20 protein-coding genes and 1 other RNA gene are annotated in these 17,724 nt (G+C 37.5%); 6 read left to right on the top strand and 15 right to left on the bottom strand.

Features of this window, described 5'->3' with window-relative positions; genetic code table 11:
- Positions 1 to 5: 5 nt before the first annotated feature.
- Genes EK17_RS00095 through ruvX form a run of 6 tightly spaced genes read right to left on the bottom strand, consistent with a single transcriptional unit; the run spans position 6 to position 5,383 of the window.
- Positions 6 to 1,307, bottom strand: a complete 1,302-nt coding sequence (locus tag EK17_RS00095) for a TldD/PmbA family protein (protein ID WP_198018111.1) — start codon at positions 1,305 to 1,307, stop codon at positions 6 to 8.
- On the bottom strand, positions 1,297 to 2,328 hold the full coding sequence (locus tag EK17_RS00090) for a deoxyguanosinetriphosphate triphosphohydrolase (RefSeq protein ID WP_035586311.1): 1,032 nt from the start codon (positions 2,326 to 2,328) through the stop codon (positions 1,297 to 1,299). Before EK17_RS00090 ends, EK17_RS00095 begins: the two co-directional genes overlap by 11 nt.
- Positions 2,322 to 2,750, bottom strand: a complete 429-nt coding sequence (locus EK17_RS00085; protein ID WP_035586309.1) for a DUF151 domain-containing protein — start codon at positions 2,748 to 2,750, stop codon at positions 2,322 to 2,324. The genes EK17_RS00090 and EK17_RS00085 overlap by 7 nt, the downstream gene beginning before the upstream one ends.
- A 1-nt stretch (position 2,751) precedes the next feature.
- Positions 2,752 to 4,026 carry a tRNA (N6-isopentenyl adenosine(37)-C2)-methylthiotransferase MiaB gene (gene miaB / locus EK17_RS00080; protein ID WP_035586307.1) on the bottom strand — a complete coding sequence of 425 codons (1,275 nt, stop codon included), beginning with the start codon at positions 4,024 to 4,026 and terminating at the stop codon, positions 2,752 to 2,754.
- Positions 4,023 to 4,982, bottom strand: coding sequence for an endolytic transglycosylase MltG (mltG, locus tag EK17_RS08820; protein ID WP_051904307.1), 960 nt, complete (start codon positions 4,980 to 4,982; stop codon positions 4,023 to 4,025). The genes miaB and mltG overlap by 4 nt, the downstream gene beginning before the upstream one ends.
- Positions 4,979 to 5,383: a Holliday junction resolvase RuvX gene (gene ruvX, locus EK17_RS00070; RefSeq protein ID WP_035586306.1), complete on the bottom strand. Its 405-nt coding sequence runs from the start codon at positions 5,381 to 5,383 to the stop codon at positions 4,979 to 4,981. Before ruvX ends, mltG begins: the two co-directional genes overlap by 4 nt.
- A gap of 85 nt (positions 5,384 to 5,468) precedes the next feature.
- Here ruvX and EK17_RS00065 point away from each other — a divergent pair, with 85 nt between their 5' ends.
- Entirely contained in the window at positions 5,469 to 6,743 is a 1,275-nt protein-coding gene (locus tag EK17_RS00065) for an ArnT family glycosyltransferase (RefSeq protein WP_035586305.1), read from the top strand.
- Here the strand turns inward: EK17_RS00065 and EK17_RS00060 are convergent.
- From EK17_RS00060 to EK17_RS00050, 3 genes are read right to left on the bottom strand one after another with little or no spacing between them, the layout of a single operon-like run.
- Positions 6,732 to 6,983: a hypothetical protein gene (locus EK17_RS00060; RefSeq protein WP_035586304.1), complete on the bottom strand. Its 252-nt coding sequence runs from the start codon at positions 6,981 to 6,983 to the stop codon at positions 6,732 to 6,734. The two genes, EK17_RS00065 and EK17_RS00060, sit on opposite strands and share 12 nt — an antisense overlap.
- A 2-nt stretch (positions 6,984 to 6,985) precedes the next feature.
- Complete coding sequence (locus EK17_RS00055) at positions 6,986 to 8,140, bottom strand: cofactor-independent phosphoglycerate mutase (protein WP_035586303.1); 1,155 nt, start codon at positions 8,138 to 8,140, stop codon at positions 6,986 to 6,988.
- Between the two features lies 1 nt (position 8,141).
- Positions 8,142 to 8,531 (bottom strand): secondary thiamine-phosphate synthase enzyme YjbQ, encoded by a 390-nt coding sequence (locus EK17_RS00050; protein WP_035586302.1) that lies wholly within the window; start codon positions 8,529 to 8,531, stop codon positions 8,142 to 8,144.
- Between the two features lie 91 nt (positions 8,532 to 8,622).
- Between EK17_RS00050 and EK17_RS08815 the strand changes: the two genes are divergently transcribed.
- The 3 genes from EK17_RS08815 to minE are packed head-to-tail and all read left to right on the top strand — an operon-like array spanning position 8,623 to position 10,332.
- On the top strand, positions 8,623 to 9,288 hold the full coding sequence (locus tag EK17_RS08815; protein WP_051904306.1) for a septum site-determining protein MinC: 666 nt from the start codon (positions 8,623 to 8,625) through the stop codon (positions 9,286 to 9,288).
- A 3-nt stretch (positions 9,289 to 9,291) separates the two neighbouring features.
- The gene (gene minD, locus EK17_RS00040; protein ID WP_035586300.1) at positions 9,292 to 10,089 is read left to right on the top strand and encodes a septum site-determining protein MinD; all 798 of its coding nucleotides are present in this window, start codon (positions 9,292 to 9,294) and stop codon (positions 10,087 to 10,089) included.
- Positions 10,090 to 10,092: 3 nt separating this feature from the next.
- A complete protein-coding gene (minE, locus tag EK17_RS00035; protein ID WP_035586298.1) occupies positions 10,093 to 10,332 on the top strand; it encodes a cell division topological specificity factor MinE in 240 nt (79 codons plus the stop codon).
- On the opposite strand, the gene EK17_RS00030 is transcribed toward minE, so the two are convergent.
- From EK17_RS00030 to EK17_RS00025, 3 genes are read right to left on the bottom strand one after another with little or no spacing between them, the layout of a single operon-like run.
- The gene (locus tag EK17_RS00030; RefSeq protein WP_035586297.1) at positions 10,325 to 11,191 is read right to left on the bottom strand and encodes a DMT family transporter; all 867 of its coding nucleotides are present in this window, start codon (positions 11,189 to 11,191) and stop codon (positions 10,325 to 10,327) included. The genes minE and EK17_RS00030 overlap by 8 nt on opposite strands.
- Complete coding sequence (locus tag EK17_RS09200) at positions 11,184 to 11,360, bottom strand: Trm112 family protein (RefSeq protein WP_084675022.1); 177 nt, start codon at positions 11,358 to 11,360, stop codon at positions 11,184 to 11,186. The genes EK17_RS00030 and EK17_RS09200 overlap by 8 nt, the downstream gene beginning before the upstream one ends.
- The gene (locus tag EK17_RS00025; RefSeq protein ID WP_084675021.1) at positions 11,350 to 11,841 is read right to left on the bottom strand and encodes a DUF2726 domain-containing protein; all 492 of its coding nucleotides are present in this window, start codon (positions 11,839 to 11,841) and stop codon (positions 11,350 to 11,352) included. Before EK17_RS00025 ends, EK17_RS09200 begins: the two co-directional genes overlap by 11 nt.
- Before the next feature lie 89 nt (positions 11,842 to 11,930).
- On the opposite strand from EK17_RS00025, the gene ssrA reads away from it, so the two are divergent.
- Positions 11,931 to 12,289: a transfer-messenger RNA gene (gene ssrA / locus EK17_RS09195) on the top strand.
- A gap of 125 nt (positions 12,290 to 12,414) precedes the next feature.
- Positions 12,415 to 13,314 carry a glucosaminidase domain-containing protein gene (locus EK17_RS00020; protein ID WP_035586293.1) on the top strand — a complete coding sequence of 300 codons (900 nt, stop codon included), beginning with the start codon at positions 12,415 to 12,417 and terminating at the stop codon, positions 13,312 to 13,314.
- A 1-nt stretch (position 13,315) separates the two neighbouring features.
- Here the strand turns inward: EK17_RS00020 and EK17_RS00015 are convergent, their stop codons facing one another.
- The 3 genes from EK17_RS00015 to EK17_RS00005 form a co-directional block, all read right to left on the bottom strand.
- Positions 13,316 to 16,690 (bottom strand): methylmalonyl-CoA mutase family protein, encoded by a 3,375-nt coding sequence (locus EK17_RS00015; protein ID WP_035586291.1) that lies wholly within the window; start codon positions 16,688 to 16,690, stop codon positions 13,316 to 13,318.
- Positions 16,691 to 16,700: 10 nt separating this feature from the next.
- A complete protein-coding gene (locus EK17_RS00010; RefSeq protein ID WP_035586289.1) occupies positions 16,701 to 17,219 on the bottom strand; it encodes a DUF6125 family protein in 519 nt (172 codons plus the stop codon).
- Between the two features lie 9 nt (positions 17,220 to 17,228).
- A partial coding sequence (locus EK17_RS00005) for an acyl-CoA dehydrogenase family protein (RefSeq protein WP_035586287.1) occupies positions 17,229 to 17,724 on the bottom strand: 496 nt, incomplete at its 5' end.

Raw genomic sequence — 17,724 nt, 5'->3', positions numbered from 1 at the left:
TAAGCCTATCCTCCTATGATGCAGTCTGCAACTGCTACATCGGGGCTACCAACGCTGCCTAAAAAATAGAGGTTGTTTGATACGGCAATAACCTTTTTTGCTATATCAAAAAAATTACCTGCAAATGTGGCTGCTTTAAAGTAGCTTACAGGTTCTCCATTGTGGATTAAAAATCCGTTTATACCAAATGAAAAATCGCCGCTTACAACATTTGCCATATGAAGCCCCATAACATCTATTATATAGATGCCGTCGATCATATTCAAAAGCTTGTCTCTGTTAACATCTTCATTGGGTTTTACATATAGATTGAATGGTCCAACTTTGGGTTGATTTTTGTAATTGCCTCTTTTTGCGTTTGAGGTGTTTTCCATTTTCAGTAGCGATGCGGTGTATGTATTATGCAGAAAGCTTTTTAGATAACCGTTTTCTACGACGACTGTATCCTTAGCAGGACTGCCCTCTTCATCGAAGGGTATGTTGTTTGGTCTGTTTGGCATCTGTTTTGCATCTATTATTGTAATTGCATCAGAGAAGACTTTTTTGCCTATTTTGCCTTCAAGTTGTGTTGTATGGTTAACAACGGAATATCCGTTAAAAATGGGCAGAAAATGGGCAAGTATATCCCTGAAAGTATTGTTTGCTATGATCACGCTGTATTTTTTTGTCTGGATGGGATTGGGATAGAGTTTGTTGACGGCAAGATTTGCAGCCTTGTTTGCCATAAAATTTAAATCTATATCCTCTATCTTTTCACCATCAAGGGCGTAGTATGCTAAATCTGATATTTTATCCTCAGCAAGCACCTCAATGGCTGCCGAGACAGATTGCCTTGAGTATTGCACACCTAAACCGTTGCTGTTTGCAATCTGAATGGTTTTTGAAAAAAAATCTATTGCAACCTCTTTTGTTTGTTTGATACGCCTGTCGGTTTTTTCAGCTGTTAATGCTGTCTGCATCAGCAACTCTTTTGTTGATTCTTCATCTACCTTAAGAATTTTTTCATCCTCTGTGTATTTGAAAGAGTGTTCTGGAATAATATCGCCGCTGTTTGTTTTTGTATAACCGATTGCATCTTTTATTTTTAACATTATATCGTCAATTTTGTCTTTTGATGATATATCGAAATATACAAAGGCAAGCTTGTTGTCTTTTTGAAGTCTGACCGAGCAACCGTAGCTTTCCTCAAAGCCTTTTGAATATTCTGTTGCATTTTTTAGCTCAAAACTCTGAGATGTTGTTTTTTCAACATAAACCTCGCATTGGTCGAATCCTGTAATTTTATTAAGAATTTCTTCAGCTAACACCATCACCCTCCCACGGTTTAGGCATAAATATTTTATTATATAGATTCAATGCATATCTATCCGTCATGCCGGATATATAGTCAACGACAACGGTTTCTTTATCGTTTGAAAACTTTTTCTCAATTAAATCCACATGCTCCAAGAAATAATCAAATAGATCACTTAAAACCTTTTCTGCTTTTGCCACCTCTTTTGATACCCTTTCGCTTAAATAAACATTCTCAAACAGATAGTCCCTTAAACTATTAAGCGCCTCAAGTTTGTCTTTTTCCATGGATATAAATTCGTAGTTTCTATCCTGCGTGGCTTTTATAACGCTTTTGACCATTGTTGCAATCCGTTTTGCATGCGTTTTGCCTAATGTATCGATAATATCTTCTGGTAGATCGTTTTGCGTGATAATGCCCGCCCTGATGGCATCATCAATATCGTGGTTTACATAGGCTATGATATCTGCAATCCTTACGATTTGCCCCTCAAGTGTTCTGGATAGGGTATTTTTATCTTCAGGAATAATATCCCCCCTGCCCTTTGAATGTTTAACAATGCCGTCTCTAACCTGGTCTGTGAGGTTTAAACCCTCACCATCCTTTTCTATTATATCAACAACCCTTAAACTTTGCACCCAGTGCTTAAAACCCCTGGAGGATTTTTTATTTAACACTCTTTCGCCTGCATGACCAAATGGTGTATGGCCTAAATCATGACCAAGCGCAATTGCCTCTGTTAGTGTTTCGTTTAGAAGCAGGGCTTTTGCTATCGTGCGGGCAATCTGAGAAACTTCAAGTGTATGTGTAAGGCGTGTTCTGTAATGGTCTCCGTTTGGCGAAAAAAACACCTGTGTTTTGTGTTTTAGCCTTCTAAATGCCTTGCTGTGGATGATTCTATCCCTGTCTCTCATAAAATCTGTTCTTACATCATCCTTTTCATCGCCTTTTGGGCGGGTTGAGTTTTTGCTTAAAAAGGCAAAAGGAGAGAGGGTATCTTCTTCGATTTTTTCAAGGATTTCTCTAATTAGCATAGATCCAGTTCTTTTAAAAGCCTATACCAGACATACTGCTCTAAATTTTCAAACTCAAGCAGGCAGGCCTGTTTTTTTATGTATATATCGGTGTTAGATAAAAGTGCCAGAATCAAGGCGTCGCTGATTGAGATAGGAATAGATTGAATTTCATTGCCTGTAGCTATATTCACCACAGCCTGGTCTTTATATCCATCAATTATTATTATCGAATGGATATAGGCATTAAACGCCCCAACCAGATTGATAAATAGCTCATAGATCGTGTTTGAAGGCAGATAAACATCGTTAACAAGTAACGATAGCAGTTTGCCTTTTGATGGGTCTGTTGAGAATTTATAGTAGTAGCCTGCTTCGTCTCTGCAGAGTATTTCTGTGTAGTCGTCGCCCACATCAACATCAACAATTTCTAATTTTACCATTTTACTGCCCCTGAACTTTACCCACAAGCGAATGCTTTAGGGCTTTTGTAATTACAACATTGGCAATTTTGCCTTCTGTAATATTATCCCTAAACTCTAAATTGACAACTATATTTTGTCTACATCTACCGCTAAAGCCGTTGTGTTTCTTTGATTGACCCTCAACGAGCACCTCAATGGTTTTACCTTCATACGCCTTTAATTTTTTTTGCGTAATATCTGCCTGTAGTTTTTGCAGATAGTTAAGTCTTTTGAGTTTTTCCTCCTCATCTACCTGATTATCCATATTGGCTGCCCTGGTGAGGGGTCTTTTTGAATATTTGAAAGAAAATGATGTTTCAAACTCTACTGTTTTAAGCACTTCAACGGTTTGCAAAAAATCCTGTTGTGTTTCAGAAGGGAAACCCACGATAATGTCTGTTGTAATGGAGCCCTCTTTGACAATTTCTCTATACATCAGGGCTTTTGATAAATACTGCTCTTTTGTATATCCCCTTTTCATCAGCTTTAGAATTCTATCCGATCCAGACTGAAACGGCAGATGTAGATGCTCACATAGTTTATCTAAATCCCTTATAGCTAAAGCTAACTCTTTGGAAAAATCCTTTGGGTGAGAGGTGGTAAAACGAATCCGCTTTAAACCATCAAGTTTGTTTATATCATAAAGCAAATCAACGAATCTGTAATTTTTGCTGTTTTCAAAAGAGTTTACATTCTGACCAAGCAGCATTACCTCTTTTGTGCCTTTATCGATAAGTTGTTTTATCTCCTCTATAATCGCATCTTTGTTTCTTGAAATCTCACGCCCCCTTGTGTAAGGAACGATACAGTAGCTGCAGAAATTGTTGCAGCCATACATAATATCCACAAAGGCGGAAATCCTTGAGGTATGAGGAAAAATATGATCCGGGTCTGTCATTTTATCCAGTATAAAAACACCGTTTTTGCTTTTATCTCTGGCGATATCATAGAATCTATCTATCGTGTTTGTGCCTATAACAATATCGGCAATATGCTTGAGCTTTTCGTAATTTATCTGTGCAACACAGCCCATTGCAACGATTTTTGCTTTTGGGTTTATAAACTTTAGCCTGCCAAGCTCGCTGTATAGCTTATTTTCTGCTTTTTCTCTAACAGCACAGGAATTTACTATGATTAAATCGGCATCCTCTGGGTTTTCTACCTGTTGCCAGTTATTTTCAAACAAAATGGCTTCAACCTTTTCTGAATCCCTTTCGTTCATCTGGCAGCCGAATGTTTTTATATAAAACCTCATTTTAGATACTTCCTTATGTTTATGTTGTGTTGTCTGAATGTTTTACTGAACACCATGGAGCCGTCCTTTTTGGAGATAAAATAAAGATAGTTTGTTTTTTTTGGGTTGTATGCTGCAAAAATTGCATCAAAGCCGGGATTGCATATAGGCTGAGGGGGCAGGCCTTTGTGTGTATATGTGTTAAAAGAGGAGTTATCCGGATAGATTTTTGTTGAATCCATCTGAAGCGGCATGTTTTTTTTGAGTCTATTGTATATAACGCTTGCCACGACAGCCATATCGTTTTTATCTGTTGCCTCTTTTTGTATAATGGAGGCAATGATGAGTTTTTTGTAATCATCTTTTGTAATTTTTTGAGAGTTTTTTATTTTTGTTAGGTGTTTTAAATAATTTGAAAAGAGAATACACACAACCTGCTCCATCTTTTCATCCTTTGCTATAAGGTATGTATCGGGGAATAAAAAACCCTCAAGCGATGTTATATTCAGGCCTGTGAGTTTTTTTGCAATTGTTTTGTTGTCTACAATATCTAAAAAGGCATCGCTGTTGAAACCTTTTTTCTTTAAAATCAAGGCTATCTTTTTTGCTGTAAGACCCGGAATAATGGTGATTTTTGTTGCATATACATTACTGCTTATAAGTTCTTTAGCAACCTCTTTGGGTGTAAGATCGGTGTAGAACATGTGCAATCCTGCTTTGATTTTTGGTGCAAGTCCCGTAAATTTGAGATAGTAATAAAACCAATCACTTCTTGAGATTACGCCTTTTTCTTTTAATGTTTTGATAATGCTTCTTGGTGACTGGTTTTTTTTGATTCTTATAACGATGCGTTTGTGTACATTTGACGCTTTTGAGTTTAAAAAACTGTTGAATTTAAAGATTGTAAATATAATAAATGCAAAAACTATGAAAGATAAAATTAAATTTGCAATAAGGAGTGTTTTTAGCTTGCTCATAACCAGTCAAGATACCCCTGAAGGATAAATGTGGCGGCGATTTTGTCTATCACCCTCTTTTTGTTTTTTCTACCCTTTACTTTTGCATTATTGAGGATTCTTTCAGAAAACCTTGTGGATAGTCTTTCATCCCACTCCACCACTTCGATGTCAATGGCGTTTTTTAGCTTTTCTATGAACTGCTCTGTCTCTATAGCTTTTTTGCCTTTTTGGCCACTTAATGTGATGGGGATGCCCACAACAACCTTTTTGATATCGTTGGCCTCGATAATATCTTTAATTGCTGCTATCGGATTGTTTTGGGCGTTTATAACCTTAAGCGGCATGGCTATTGTGTTTGTTTCGTCACTTATTGCAAGACCTATCTGCTTTGTTCCGTAATCAATCCCAAGAATCCTCATGCATCCTCCTGCAAATAAAATATTCTACGGTTTTTTGATAAAATTGCAAGTTGACAGGGGTTGTTTTTATTGTTAAAGAAAAAGCATGAAGGAAAGCCGCTACATTTTTCTTATAGTTGTTGCAGGTTTAATATTTTTTGCTGCAAGAATTTATGAACCGACACTGTCTGGTGATTCCCTAAAGCATGCGCTTGTTGCTAAAAGCATGGTTTTAAGGGGAGATTGGCTTAATCTATACCTTTATGACCATCCATACCTTAAAAAACCACCCCTTTATTTCTGGCTGATAGCTTTTTCGTTTAAGGTTTTTGGCATAAGTGCGCTTTCGGCAAGGATTCCTGTTGTTTTATTTGGTATCCTGGATGGTGTTTTGATTTACCTGCTTGCCAAGGAGTTGTTTAAAAATTCTCTTGATAGTTTTATTGCTGCAATGTTTTTTATTGTAAACTTTCATGTTATCAGGCTTACGAGTATTGTAAGAATGGAAAGCATTATCACCTTTTTTATTTTATTGAATCTGTTTTTGCTTTTAAAGAGGCGATACCTGCTTGCAGGCGTTGCCTTGGGGTTTGGTATTTTAACGAAAGGCCCGGTTGCGTTTTTGGGTGTAGCCACTTTTGCTATATGGAAAATTATAACAGGTGGGGCTAAAGAGCTTTTTGATTTTAGATTTATCGGTGGTTTGTTTATTGCAGCAGTTGTTGGTGGCTGGTGGTATGTTTATCAGTATGTTCATCATACGGGTTTTTTTGATGAGTTTTTTAAAAGACAGATAATCGACAGAATCAACGGGGAGTTAAATGAGGGAAGTCATAGAAATTACCTCTTTTATTTTAAAAGACTTCTGTCTCGTTTCTGGCCGGGGTTGTTATTTTTTGTAATTGGTTTGTATAGCTTTTTTAAAGAAAAGCTATACAGGGACAGAGTGTGGCAGTTGTTTGCTATTTATGCCGTTCTAACCTTTATAGTAATCAATATACCTAAAGAAAAGTTTACACGATATCTTTACTATTGCTATCCATCGTTTGTTCTGTTTGCATCAGAGGGGGTTAGAAACCTGAAATTACAAAGAATTGCTCATCAGTTTTTTATTTTTATCTCATTTGCGTTTCTGATTGTTGCAATATTTTATAAAGGCTGGTTTCACAAACCGTTTCATTATGATTCCATAAAGCATGATGTCTATGCAAAAATCTGCGATAGGCTTTCACATTTCAGTGGTAGCTGTTTTTTTAAAGGAATATCAGCAGAGGAAAAACACTACTTTCTCTTTTTCTGCCTAAAAAACCCCTATGCATCCAAGCGATGTGTTATTTTTAAAACCAACCGCTCGCTGAGGCTTAAATTTTTAAGCCCTTAGGTCGATATGACCCTCTTTGTGAGCAGCTTTCTTTTTCTGAGAATGTTTGTCTTTGTCGATCGTATTGTGGGGTGTGTTTTGTGATTCTTCTACCTTTTTGGATTTTTCCTCTTTTTCTTTTTTCTCAACAAGCCCTTTAAAAGCCTCTGCTGCCTGAGCTTGGGCTATGGGGCTTTGATTAAGCTGAGCCTGAGCGGTTGCATTCAGTATCACATTCTGGATCTCGATAGGTCCAACCATCCCTACTCCTTAAAAAATACACTTTCTAAGAATCTATGCCCCTCTTCTACATAGATTCCGTTTTTGCAGCTGTTTTCACTATATATATCGGATCTTTTTGCCATATCTGAACTCCATACGGCAAACGGCACAGGTTCTGATGTATGTGTTTTGATCTTTATTGGCGTTGGATGATCGGGTAGCACGGCTATTTTTAACGGCTCCTTTAGGGAATCAGCCATTTTTATGGCTTCTGATACGATTTTTTTATCAAATAGCTCTATTGCCTCGATTTTTTTCTCTACATCACCCATATGTCCTGTCTCATCGGTAGCCTCAACATGCAGATATACAAAATCACCACCATTATTTAAAAACTCAAATGCTGCATTTATTTTACCCTCAAAGTTTGTGTCAAGAAAACCTGTTAAACCTTTGATTTCGGGAATATATAAACCTGTTAGTTTGCCCAATCCCACCATTAAATCCACAGCACTGATCATACAGCCGCTTTTTTTAAATTTATCTTCAAATAGAGGCATCGATGGTTTTTTGCCCTCGCCCCATAACCAGATTGCATTGGCCTTCTCCCAGATTGCATTGTTGCTTAAAATCTTGTTTGCCTTTTCCATAATTGATATGAGCTTGTTGCTTGCTTCACCTGATGGTAAGTAGTCTTTTATCTCCTTATCCGATATGTCGTGTGGTGGTGTTGTTTTGTCGGTTTTGCCGTTTCTGTAGATCATGATGTTTCTGTAGCTTACGCCGCTGAAAAATTCTATATCATCATCTATATTTTTGTTCAATAGTTCTATAAGCTTAGCTGCCTTATCTGTTGGTATGTGTGATGCTGAAAAGTCTTTCATAATGCCATTTTCTATAAATACAAAGTTGCAGCGATACGCTACATCGTTATCTTTCATAGCTATATTCTTGCTTATTGCCTCAAGTGGTGCTCTACCTGAGTAGTATTTTTTAGGTGAGTAGCCCAGAACGCTCATATTTGCCACATCGCTGCCTGGATGCATGCTTTCGGGCACGGTTTTTACCATGCCTTTTATGCCTGATGCGATAATATCCATTGCAGGTGTGTTTGCATATTCAAGGGGTGTTTTGTTATCCAGTGATTCAATAGGCCAATCTGCCATTCCATCGCCCAATAAGATTAAATACTTCATATCAGCCCTCTATTGTTTTGATATAGATTTCTCTGTGTCTTGGTCCGTCAAACTCTAAAAAGAATATCCCCTGCCATCGGCCAAGTTGAAGCTGGCCGTTTTGAATAATAATCTGAATAGAATTGCCTGTGATTGTAGCCTGTATGTGGGCATCTGCGTTGCCCTCTAAATGTTTGTAGTTGCCTGAATAGGGAATCAATTTTGAAAGTGTTTCTATGATGTCTTCTGCAACGGATGGATCGTATGCTTCATTGATTGCAATACCGGCCGTTGTGTGTGGCACATAAACAACAGCTATACCGTTTTTGATATTTTTGACATGTTTTTTAACAATTCCTGTAATATCAATAGCCTCTTTTCTTAGATTTGTTTTTATCGAAATCCTTATCATAACTACCTCCCACTAAAATTTATTGTAAAAATAGTCAAAAGTCAAATAACATCTTGCATAAACTTAGCTTATATGTTATTTAACTAAGGCAATGGGTAGAGTAGCAATTAAGGGAAAAAATTTTTTGGGATTTGAGATAGAGGTTTATGGGAACGATGAGCCTGTATTTAATGAGCTTGAAAAGGCGTTAGCTGTATCAAAGCACTATATCTCGAATTCCATTGTTACGATAAGGCTGGATGATAAATCAAAATCCATAGCTCCAAGGATTGTATCGTTTTTAAAAGATAGAGAGGTTGCGGTTAATGCCGTTGTTGTTGAATCAAAAGAGAATTTGAATATAGATCTGCCGATTATAGAGATCAAAGACCTTCAACTATTGAATCAGCAGGCAGAAAAAGAGGTTTCTACTTTTAGAGGCAATTTAAGGAGTGGTCAGAGTATCAAAACAAATGGCGATCTTGTTGTTGTTGGCAATGTCAATTCAAATTCATATATCTATGCAACGGGTAATATTTTTGTGCTTGGCAAACTCTACGGTGTGCCACATGCAGGATATGGAGGCAACAACGAGGCTATTATCTTTGCATTCGATTTAAATCCTCCTCAGATTCGTATCGGTGATTTTATCACGCGTTCGCCAGAGGAGAACCTGTTTATGAAACGCAAAAATGTTGTGCCTGAGGTTGCCTATGTTGATGAAGGGGCTATTGTTATTTCTCCTTATGAGGAGTGGAGAAAAATAAAATGGGAGTAGATTATGGGTTCTAAAGTTTTAACAATAACATCGGGTAAGGGTGGAGTAGGAAAGTCCACCACCACAGCCAACCTTGCATTGGGTCTTGCACTGTCTGGCAAAAAGGTTGTGGCAATAGATCTGGATATCGGTTTGAGAAATCTCGATATGATTTTAGGTCTTGAAAACAGGATTGTGTATGATGTTGTAAATGTTGTGGAGAAGGTGTGTAAGGTTAATCAGGCGTTGATAAAGGATAAGAGAACAGAAAACCTGTTTCTCATAGCGGCTGCCCAGACACGTGATAAATCCGCCGTAAAACCAGAGCAGATTATTGAGCTGACAAACGAATTAAGGAAACAATTCGATTTTATCATACTGGATTCACCAGCCGGTATTGAGGGTGGATTTAGAAACGCCATGTTGCCTGCTGACGAGGTTATTATAGTTACAACGCCAGAGATTTCTGCTGTTAGAGATGCCGATAGGGTTATAGGTATTCTGGAGGCAAACGATAAAAAAGAGATGAGTTTGATAATAAACAGGATCAACCCAACCCTTGTAAAAAAGGGTGATATGATGAGCAAGGATGATGTGCTTCAGGTGTTGAGTATTCCTTTGATTGGCGTTGTGCCTGAAGATGAAAATATTGTAAGTTATACAAACCTTGGTGAGCCTTCGATTCTGCACACGGAGTCGCCTTCAGGAAAAGCGTATAAAAATATCACTCAGAGGCTTCTGGGCAAAGATGTGCCGTTTATGGAGATTGTTGAAAAGAAAAAGGGTTTAATAGAAGCAATAATTGGATTTTTTAAGGAATAGGTTATGTGGCTGGATATTTTTAAAAAAAGAAAAAAAAGTTCTGCTCAACAAGCAAAAGAGAGGCTTCAGATCATTTTAGCCCACGAAAGGGTATCCAACAAAGCCCCGTTTCTTGAGGATTTAAGAAAAGACTTAATTGCGGTTGTTGCAAAATATGTGGATATAGACCCCAAGCAGATCGAGGTTAGTCTTCAAAGAAACGACTCTGTTGAGGTTTTGGAGATAAATATACCTATTAAGTAGGTTTTTTTAACACCTCAAGGGTGATGCCAACTGATATAAACAAAAGCGCAATAATGCTGTAGATCTCTATCTTTTCTTGTAAAAATAAACTAATAAAAATTAACGATACAAACGGTGTTAAATATACAAGGTTTGAGATTAGAGCAGCTTTTGCGCCCTTTAAGGCCTTAAACCAGAAGATGTAAGATATGCCGTTTATAAACAATCCGTTTAAAATCAGCCAGAACAAAACAGACTTATCTATAAAGTTGATTTTGATAAAATTGTAAGTCAGAATGTCAAAAATAGTGGATGATAAAAAATATACAAATACAGCCACAGACTCATCCACATCTGTTTTTTTACCAAGCACGCTGAATAAGGCAAAACTAACAGCTGCAAAAAATGCCAGTATATCACCTGCTAAGTTTGTGATTTTTAGATTTAAGATATTGCCTTTGGTGGCAATTATGATGATGCCTATAAAGCTTAAAAAAAGAGAAAACAGCTCTTTTGCTGTTAATTTTTCATGCAAAATAGGCACGCTGAATAAAACAATCAATACAGGCCAGGTATAGTTTATAATAAACACCTCCTGAGCGCTTGAAAGACTGAAGGCTTTGTATAAAAATATGTAAAAAATAAAACCGCCCAAAAAACCTACGAACGAAAGATAAAAAAGACTGTGTAGGTTTAGAGATTTAAGTTCGTTTAATTTTTTTGAGAAGGCTAAATAAATGAACATCACAGCTGTAGATATAATATTTGAAAAAAACAGCATGGCAAAGTTGTTCATACCTTTTAATACATGTTTTGATGCAACAGGGATCAATGCCCACAGTATAATGCATAGAAAAACATAGATCAGGGTTTTAATCATTCTCCAATTTTTCTGCTTTATCGATAAGCAATATTGGTATGTCATCCTCTATGGGGTATTTAACTTTGCAGCTTTCACAGATCAGCCAGTTTTTATCATCCGAAAGCTTAAGGTCTCCCCTGCATTTGGGGCATGCAAGAATCTCCAAAAGTCTTTCATCAACCGCCATTTTTTACCTCCTGTTTTATTTTTTGCAGGAATGAACCGTTAAATATCTCGTGCGTATCGATTTTTACAAGTTTAATCTGAGCTTTTTTTAATGCATCTTCTATAATCGGCAGGGAGTCCATTTTTGACTTGTTTTCTTTGTTTACTATGAATATTGCACAAACTGGATGCAGCATGGGATAATCCACAACCAAAAAGTCAACAAAGCGATTCTGAATTTTTAAATAGGCGTTTCTATTTTGCTTTGGTGCCCATAAAAAATCTGTTAGCTTTACTTTAGGAAAAACCGTTAGGTTTAACTGGCTGTTTTTAAAAAAGTTCACCATAAAATCGTAGGCTGTTTTTTCGGTTTTATTTAGAAAAAACTCCTTTTTTTTGTAAAACTCAATGGCATTTTCATCCACTTTAATTTTTTTATTTTTTAAATAAAGATAGTAGATGACTATAAGCAGGATAGATAGAAGCACAACTAGCAACCACATGTCAGAATAATACAGTAGTTTTCGTTTTTAATCAATGAGCAAGGTTGACCAGACGGTTTTTGGGTGTATAATTTAAATGGATCTTTAAAGGGGACGAATATTGGGTTCGACGGGGTGTTTTAGCATTTAGAGGTCATGCCGAGGTGGTAGCTCCTCGTAAAACAGCTACCAAAAAAGAAACGCAGACGAAAGTTACGCTTTAGCTGCCTAATTAAAGGCGGCAGGCTGGGTGGGTGTTTCCTGCTTTAACCCGCCATTAGCCTTTATACCAAAGCAGGTCCTCAAGCAGTTTGCCGGGTCTGTTTGAGGTATTTAGCCGGCTGCGGTTGATAAGGGGTTTGCATCCTTTTCCCCTATCAACCAAAGAATAAAAGGGGTGCTAAGCATGTAAAAGCCTCTAAATGTGACGCACGCCCGGACGCGGGTTCAAATCCCGCCGTCTCCACCAAAAAATCAACCTTATTTACCTATTTTTCAATATATAGTTGGTTAAAATTAAGTGATTTTTTATTTTTGGCTTTTTTATGCGGTTTTTCTTGACTTTATGAAATAAAGGCTTATATTTAGGGCGGTATGAGTAAGAAGAGATTGGTTGTAAGGCCATCCTCAAACAGGATCGGCGTTGTTCTTTTGATTTTATTTGCGCTGGCTTTTTTGGCCGGTATATTGTTGCTTGCAAAGCAGGTTTTGGCTAAAGAGTTAATAAAACCCAACATAGAATTCTACACCGCGGGAAATGTTAAGCAACTTAAGCAGAAACTTTATATCTACAGTGTAATTAACGATTATACTTTATCATTCAGGCCTCATCTTTTAAAGTCCCTGCCTGAGGATTTTAAAAAACTTCCACCCAAAACAAGAAAAGAGCTTTTCATAAAGGTTATGCTACCGATTGCTGCTGCTGCAAATCTTAAATTTTACAGGCTTCATAGTATTTTTGTGAATATAGAAAAGAAGATTTTGGATGGTGAGAAGTTAACGGAAACCGAAATAAAACTTCTTAATTACGGTTATGAAAAGTTTAAATGCAATACGATTTCAGAGCTTATTAAACGCTGCAACGGTGTTCCTATAAGCCTGTTGATTGCTCAGGCTGGTATAGAATCAGGCTGGGGTAGTTCTCGTTTTGCTATAGATTTTAACAATATTTATGGTATTCATAGAAAAAAGATCGTTAAGGGCAAGCCAATCGTTCAGGTTTATAAAAATCTCTATCAGGCGACAGAGGCATACATAATGAACCTTAACATAAGCCCCGCCTACAGGCGTTTTAGAGAGGCAAGGGCTCGCATGGGTTTAAAAGCCAATCCATATAAGCTTGCAGAATATTTAAGCCTCTATTCCATCAAGCGTTATCAATATGTAAGGCTTATTCAAAGAGTTATAACTGCCAACAACCTCACCGCTCACGATGATTATTTTCTGGGTAGCATAGTGGCTGAGAGCGGCAAGGTTGCTGGTGATTTAGATTAGTTTACATGTTTCTTCTGTATTTACCGCCAACCTCAAATAACGCATGAGTGATTTGACCTAAAGTGCAGTATTTGACCGCCTCCATTAATTCTGCAAAGATGTTCTTGTTATTTCTTGCCGCCTCTTTTAGTCTTTCTAAATAAACAGGAGCTTTGTCTTTATTTCTTAGTTTAAACTGGTATAGATTCTTGATCTGCTGCTGTTTTTCTTCTTCTGTTGATCGGCTCAGCTGTAATGGTTTGTCTTCTTGAATCTCTTCGCCCTCTTTTAGGAATGTGTTTACTCCAATGATCGGTAGTTCTCCGCTGTTTTTAAGGGTCTCGTAGTATAAAGATTCCTCCTGGATCTTATTTCGTTGATACCTTGATTCCATTGCCCCAAGTACGCCACCCCTTCTTGAAATACTGTCAAATTCCTTTAAAACCTCCTCTTCGACCAGATCTGTGAGCCATTCGATTATATAAGAGCCCTGAAGAGGATTTTCATTTTTGGCCATTCCAAATTCTTTATTTATGATTAGCTGGATGGCTAAAGCCCTTCTTACAGATTCCTCGGTGGGTGTTGTTATGGCTTCATCATAGGCGTTTGTATGGAGAGAGTTACAGTTATCATAAATAGCCATTAAAGCCTGAAGCGTTGTTCTAATATCGTTAAACTGAATTTCCATTGCATGTAGAGATCTGCCTGAAGTCTGGATGTGATATTTAAGTTTCTGACTTCTCTCGTCTGCATTGTAGAGTTTTTTTGCTGCAATTGCCCAGATTCTACGAGCAACCCGGCCTATAACGGCATACTCTATGTCCATTCCGTTGGAGAAAAAGAAAGATAAATTACGTGCAAATTTATTGAACTCCATGCCTCTTCCAAGATAGTATTCAACATAGGTAAAGCCATTTGCCAGTGTAAAGGCCAGCTGTGTTATGGGGTTTGCACCTGCTTCTGCAATATGATAACCAGAAATTGAGACAGAATAGTAATTTCTAACATTATGCTCTATGAAATATTCCTGAATATCCCCCATAAGCTTCAGGGAGAAATCTGTAGAGAATAGACATGTATTTTGAGCCTGATCCTCCTTTAAGATATCAGCCTGAACGGTTCCCCTTACAACATTAAGTGTGTGTTTTTTGATTTCTTCATATATATCCTTTTCCACCACAAAATCGCCAGGTACACCCAGTAATGCCAAGCCCAGGTGGCTTTCAATATCAGCATCTTTAACTCCAAAGCTTGTGTTATAAAAAGGTTTTTCCATTCCTAATTTTTTATAGTAGTCATTTATTTTGTCTATTGCTTTGCCAAGCTGGCCGTTTTCTTTTAAGTATTTTTCTACCTGTTGATCTATGGCGGTATTGAAAAACATTGCCAGCATCATGGGGGCAGGGCCGTTTATTGTCATAGAGACAGAGGTGTTTTTGTCGCATAAATCAAACCCGCTGTATAGTTTTTTTGCATCATCGATTGTTGGCACTGATACTCCGGCATTGCCAATTTTACCGTATATATCGGGTCTTTTGTCAGGATCTTCTCCGTATAGGGTGATGGAGTCAAATGCAGTTGAAAGCCTGCTAAATGGCTGACCTTCTGATAGGTAATGGAATCTTTTGTTGGTTCTTTCTGGCGTTCCTTCTCCTGCAAACATCCTTGTGGGGAGCTCATCCTGTCTTTTTACAGGATAAATGCCTGCTGTGTAAGGAAATTCGCCTGGCACATTTTCCTTTAGTCTGAATTTAACAATTTCACCGTAATCTTCATGATCGGGCAAGATAACCTTTGGGATTTTGTTACCTGATAAGGTTTTTGTTGTTAATTCATAAACAATCTCGTGGTCTCTAATTTTTGTAATAAGCTTATCCTGCTGGTATATTTTTTTCACCTCAGGCCAGCTTTTTAAAAGGTTTATAGTTTCAGGAGATAGTTCGTTTTTTGTCTTTTCGATTTCTTTGTCCAGTGTTTTTAGAATGTTGTCAGTATCCTTTTTTCCCTGAAGTTGCTCTTTTGTTTTTTCTAAAGCAAAGAGTTTGGTTGCCTTTTGCTGCTGATCTTTTACAAATCTGTGATATTCTCTGACTGTTCTTGCTATATCACCAAGATAATTTGTCCTGTTCAAAGGAATCATAGAGAGGCTTTTTGATGTTACATCGATGGATAAATCTTCAGGGATTTTGTCAATAAGTTTTGCTTTTTCGAATAGCTTGTAAAAGAAATAGGTTGTTGCCTGATCATTGAATCTTGAGGCTACAGTGCCATAGACGGGCATCTCTTCTAATGGTTTATCAAACAGCTTAAAATTTCTCCTGTACTGTTTTCTGATTTCATACAGCGCATCCTCTGCTTTATCTTTGTCGAATTTGTTTAATACAACCATATCTGCATATTCAAGCATATTGATCTTTTCAAGCTGGAGAGCTGCTCCATATTCTGGCGTTGTTACATAAACATCTATATCGGCAATTCCCACAATTTCTATATCGTTTTGACCACTTCCTGCTGTTTCAATAATTGTGGCATCAAATCCTGCGATTTTATACAGTTTAACAATATTTTTGACGGCTTTTGATATAGATGTATTGGGTGAGCGTGTTGCGATAGATCTCATATAAAGTTTCTCATGCGGCAAAGTGTTTAACCTGATTCTATCTGCAAGCAAAGCCCCTCCACTTCTCCTTGTTGGATCAACGCCTATTACTCCAAATTTTTTATCTTTAATTGTTGTAACTGCTCTTCTAAGTATTTCGTCAACGAGGGTTGATTTGCCTGCACCACCTGAGCCTGTAAATCCAATCACAATATTATCCCTGGTTGCATTTCTGGCATAGCTATCTAAGATTTCCTGGTGTTTGTTGCTCCATTTTTCCTTCCACATTAAATCTTCAATTAAACTTATGGCTTTTGGCAGATATTTATCTATATTCTCAAGATAGTATTCAAATTTATCCTCTTCGTATGTGATAAAATCGCTTTTTTCAAGCAGATAATCAACCATTCCCTCAAGACCCATCTTTATACCATCTTCTGGTGAGAATATTTTTTCTATACCGTAAGCCTCCAGCTCTTTTATTTCTGAAGGGATGATAACGCCTCCACCCCCGCCAAAGATTCTGATGTGGGAGGCATTATTTTGTTTAAGCAGATCATGAATGTATTTAAAAAACTCCATATGACCGCCCTGGTAGGAGGTTATTGCAATTGCCTGAACATCTTCTTCCAAAGCAGCGTTAACTATTTCATAGGCACTTCTGTTATGCCCAAGGTGGATAACTTCAGCGCCCTTATCCTGCATGATACGCCTGAAAATATTTATTGCCGCGTCATGACCATCGAACAGGCTCGTTGCTGTTACAATTCTTATTTTATTTTTTGGTTTATAAGACATACCTTCCTCCTTATTTTTCTAAAGTAAATTTCCATGCACAGTGATATTCCCCTGTTAACTCATCAGGAGGACAGGCTATAACCTCTGTTTTTATTCTTTCATCAATTGTTTTTGCAAAATATGAGTATTCTACAATGCCCACCGGTTTGCATGGGAAAAACGGAAGTTTTTTCCTCTGCCTTGCAGCCTGCACCCTGCATGTAATCATTTTTAAAATTAGTGTGTTTTCATCGGGTCTTTCTATTTTTTGCTCATTGATGCGTCTGTACATTCTGAAATTCAATGCTTTTTCTAATCCATCAAGACCGCTGTTGGTAGGTAAGTTAAGCCTTTTCATAATCCTTTTTGCTTCGATGACGGTAAAATCTTTCCATGCCTCAATATCAAGTTCTATTGCTTTGTCTATTCCGTAATGTCTTTCAACAGCCTGAAACCACAACCCGTCATGTGCAAGCCAGTTTTTTGCTTCATCCTCAATAATTGCTATGAGCTCTTCTTTTGATAGATTTTCTAACTCAGGATACTTCATCTCCCCTCCCTACTTCATCAGCATCTTGCTTATTACTATCCTCTGAATTTCATTTGTTCCTTCATAGATCTCTGTTATCTTTGCATCCCTGTAGTAGCGCTCCATCTCATACTCTGTAATGTAGCCGTAGCCTCCATAGACCTGAAGGGCTTCCTTTGTTACAAAGGTTGCAGCCTCTGATGCTGCTGCCTTTGCTATGGAGGATTCAAGGATAAAGTTTCTCTTTGCATCTTTTAGCCAGCCTGCATAGTAGGTTACCCATCTTGCCTGTTCTATTCTCATCTTCATATCTGCAAGCTTTAACTGTATTGCCTGAAATGCAGAGATGGGTTTACCAAACTGTTTTCTCTCCTGAGAGTATTCTATGGCTCTTTCAAAGGCTCCCTCTGCAATACCTAAAGCCTGGGCAGCTATACCAACCCTGCCACCATCCAAGGTATCCATTGCAATCTTGAAGCCTTCTCCTTTTTTACCAAGTAGGTTTTCCTTTGGTATTTTTACATTA

Source organism: Hippea jasoniae (genome assembly GCF_000744435.1).
In the GTDB taxonomy this organism is placed as follows: Bacteria; Campylobacterota_A; Desulfurellia; order Desulfurellales; family Hippeaceae; genus Hippea; species Hippea jasoniae.
This window is presented reverse-complemented; position numbering and strand designations above follow the sequence as displayed.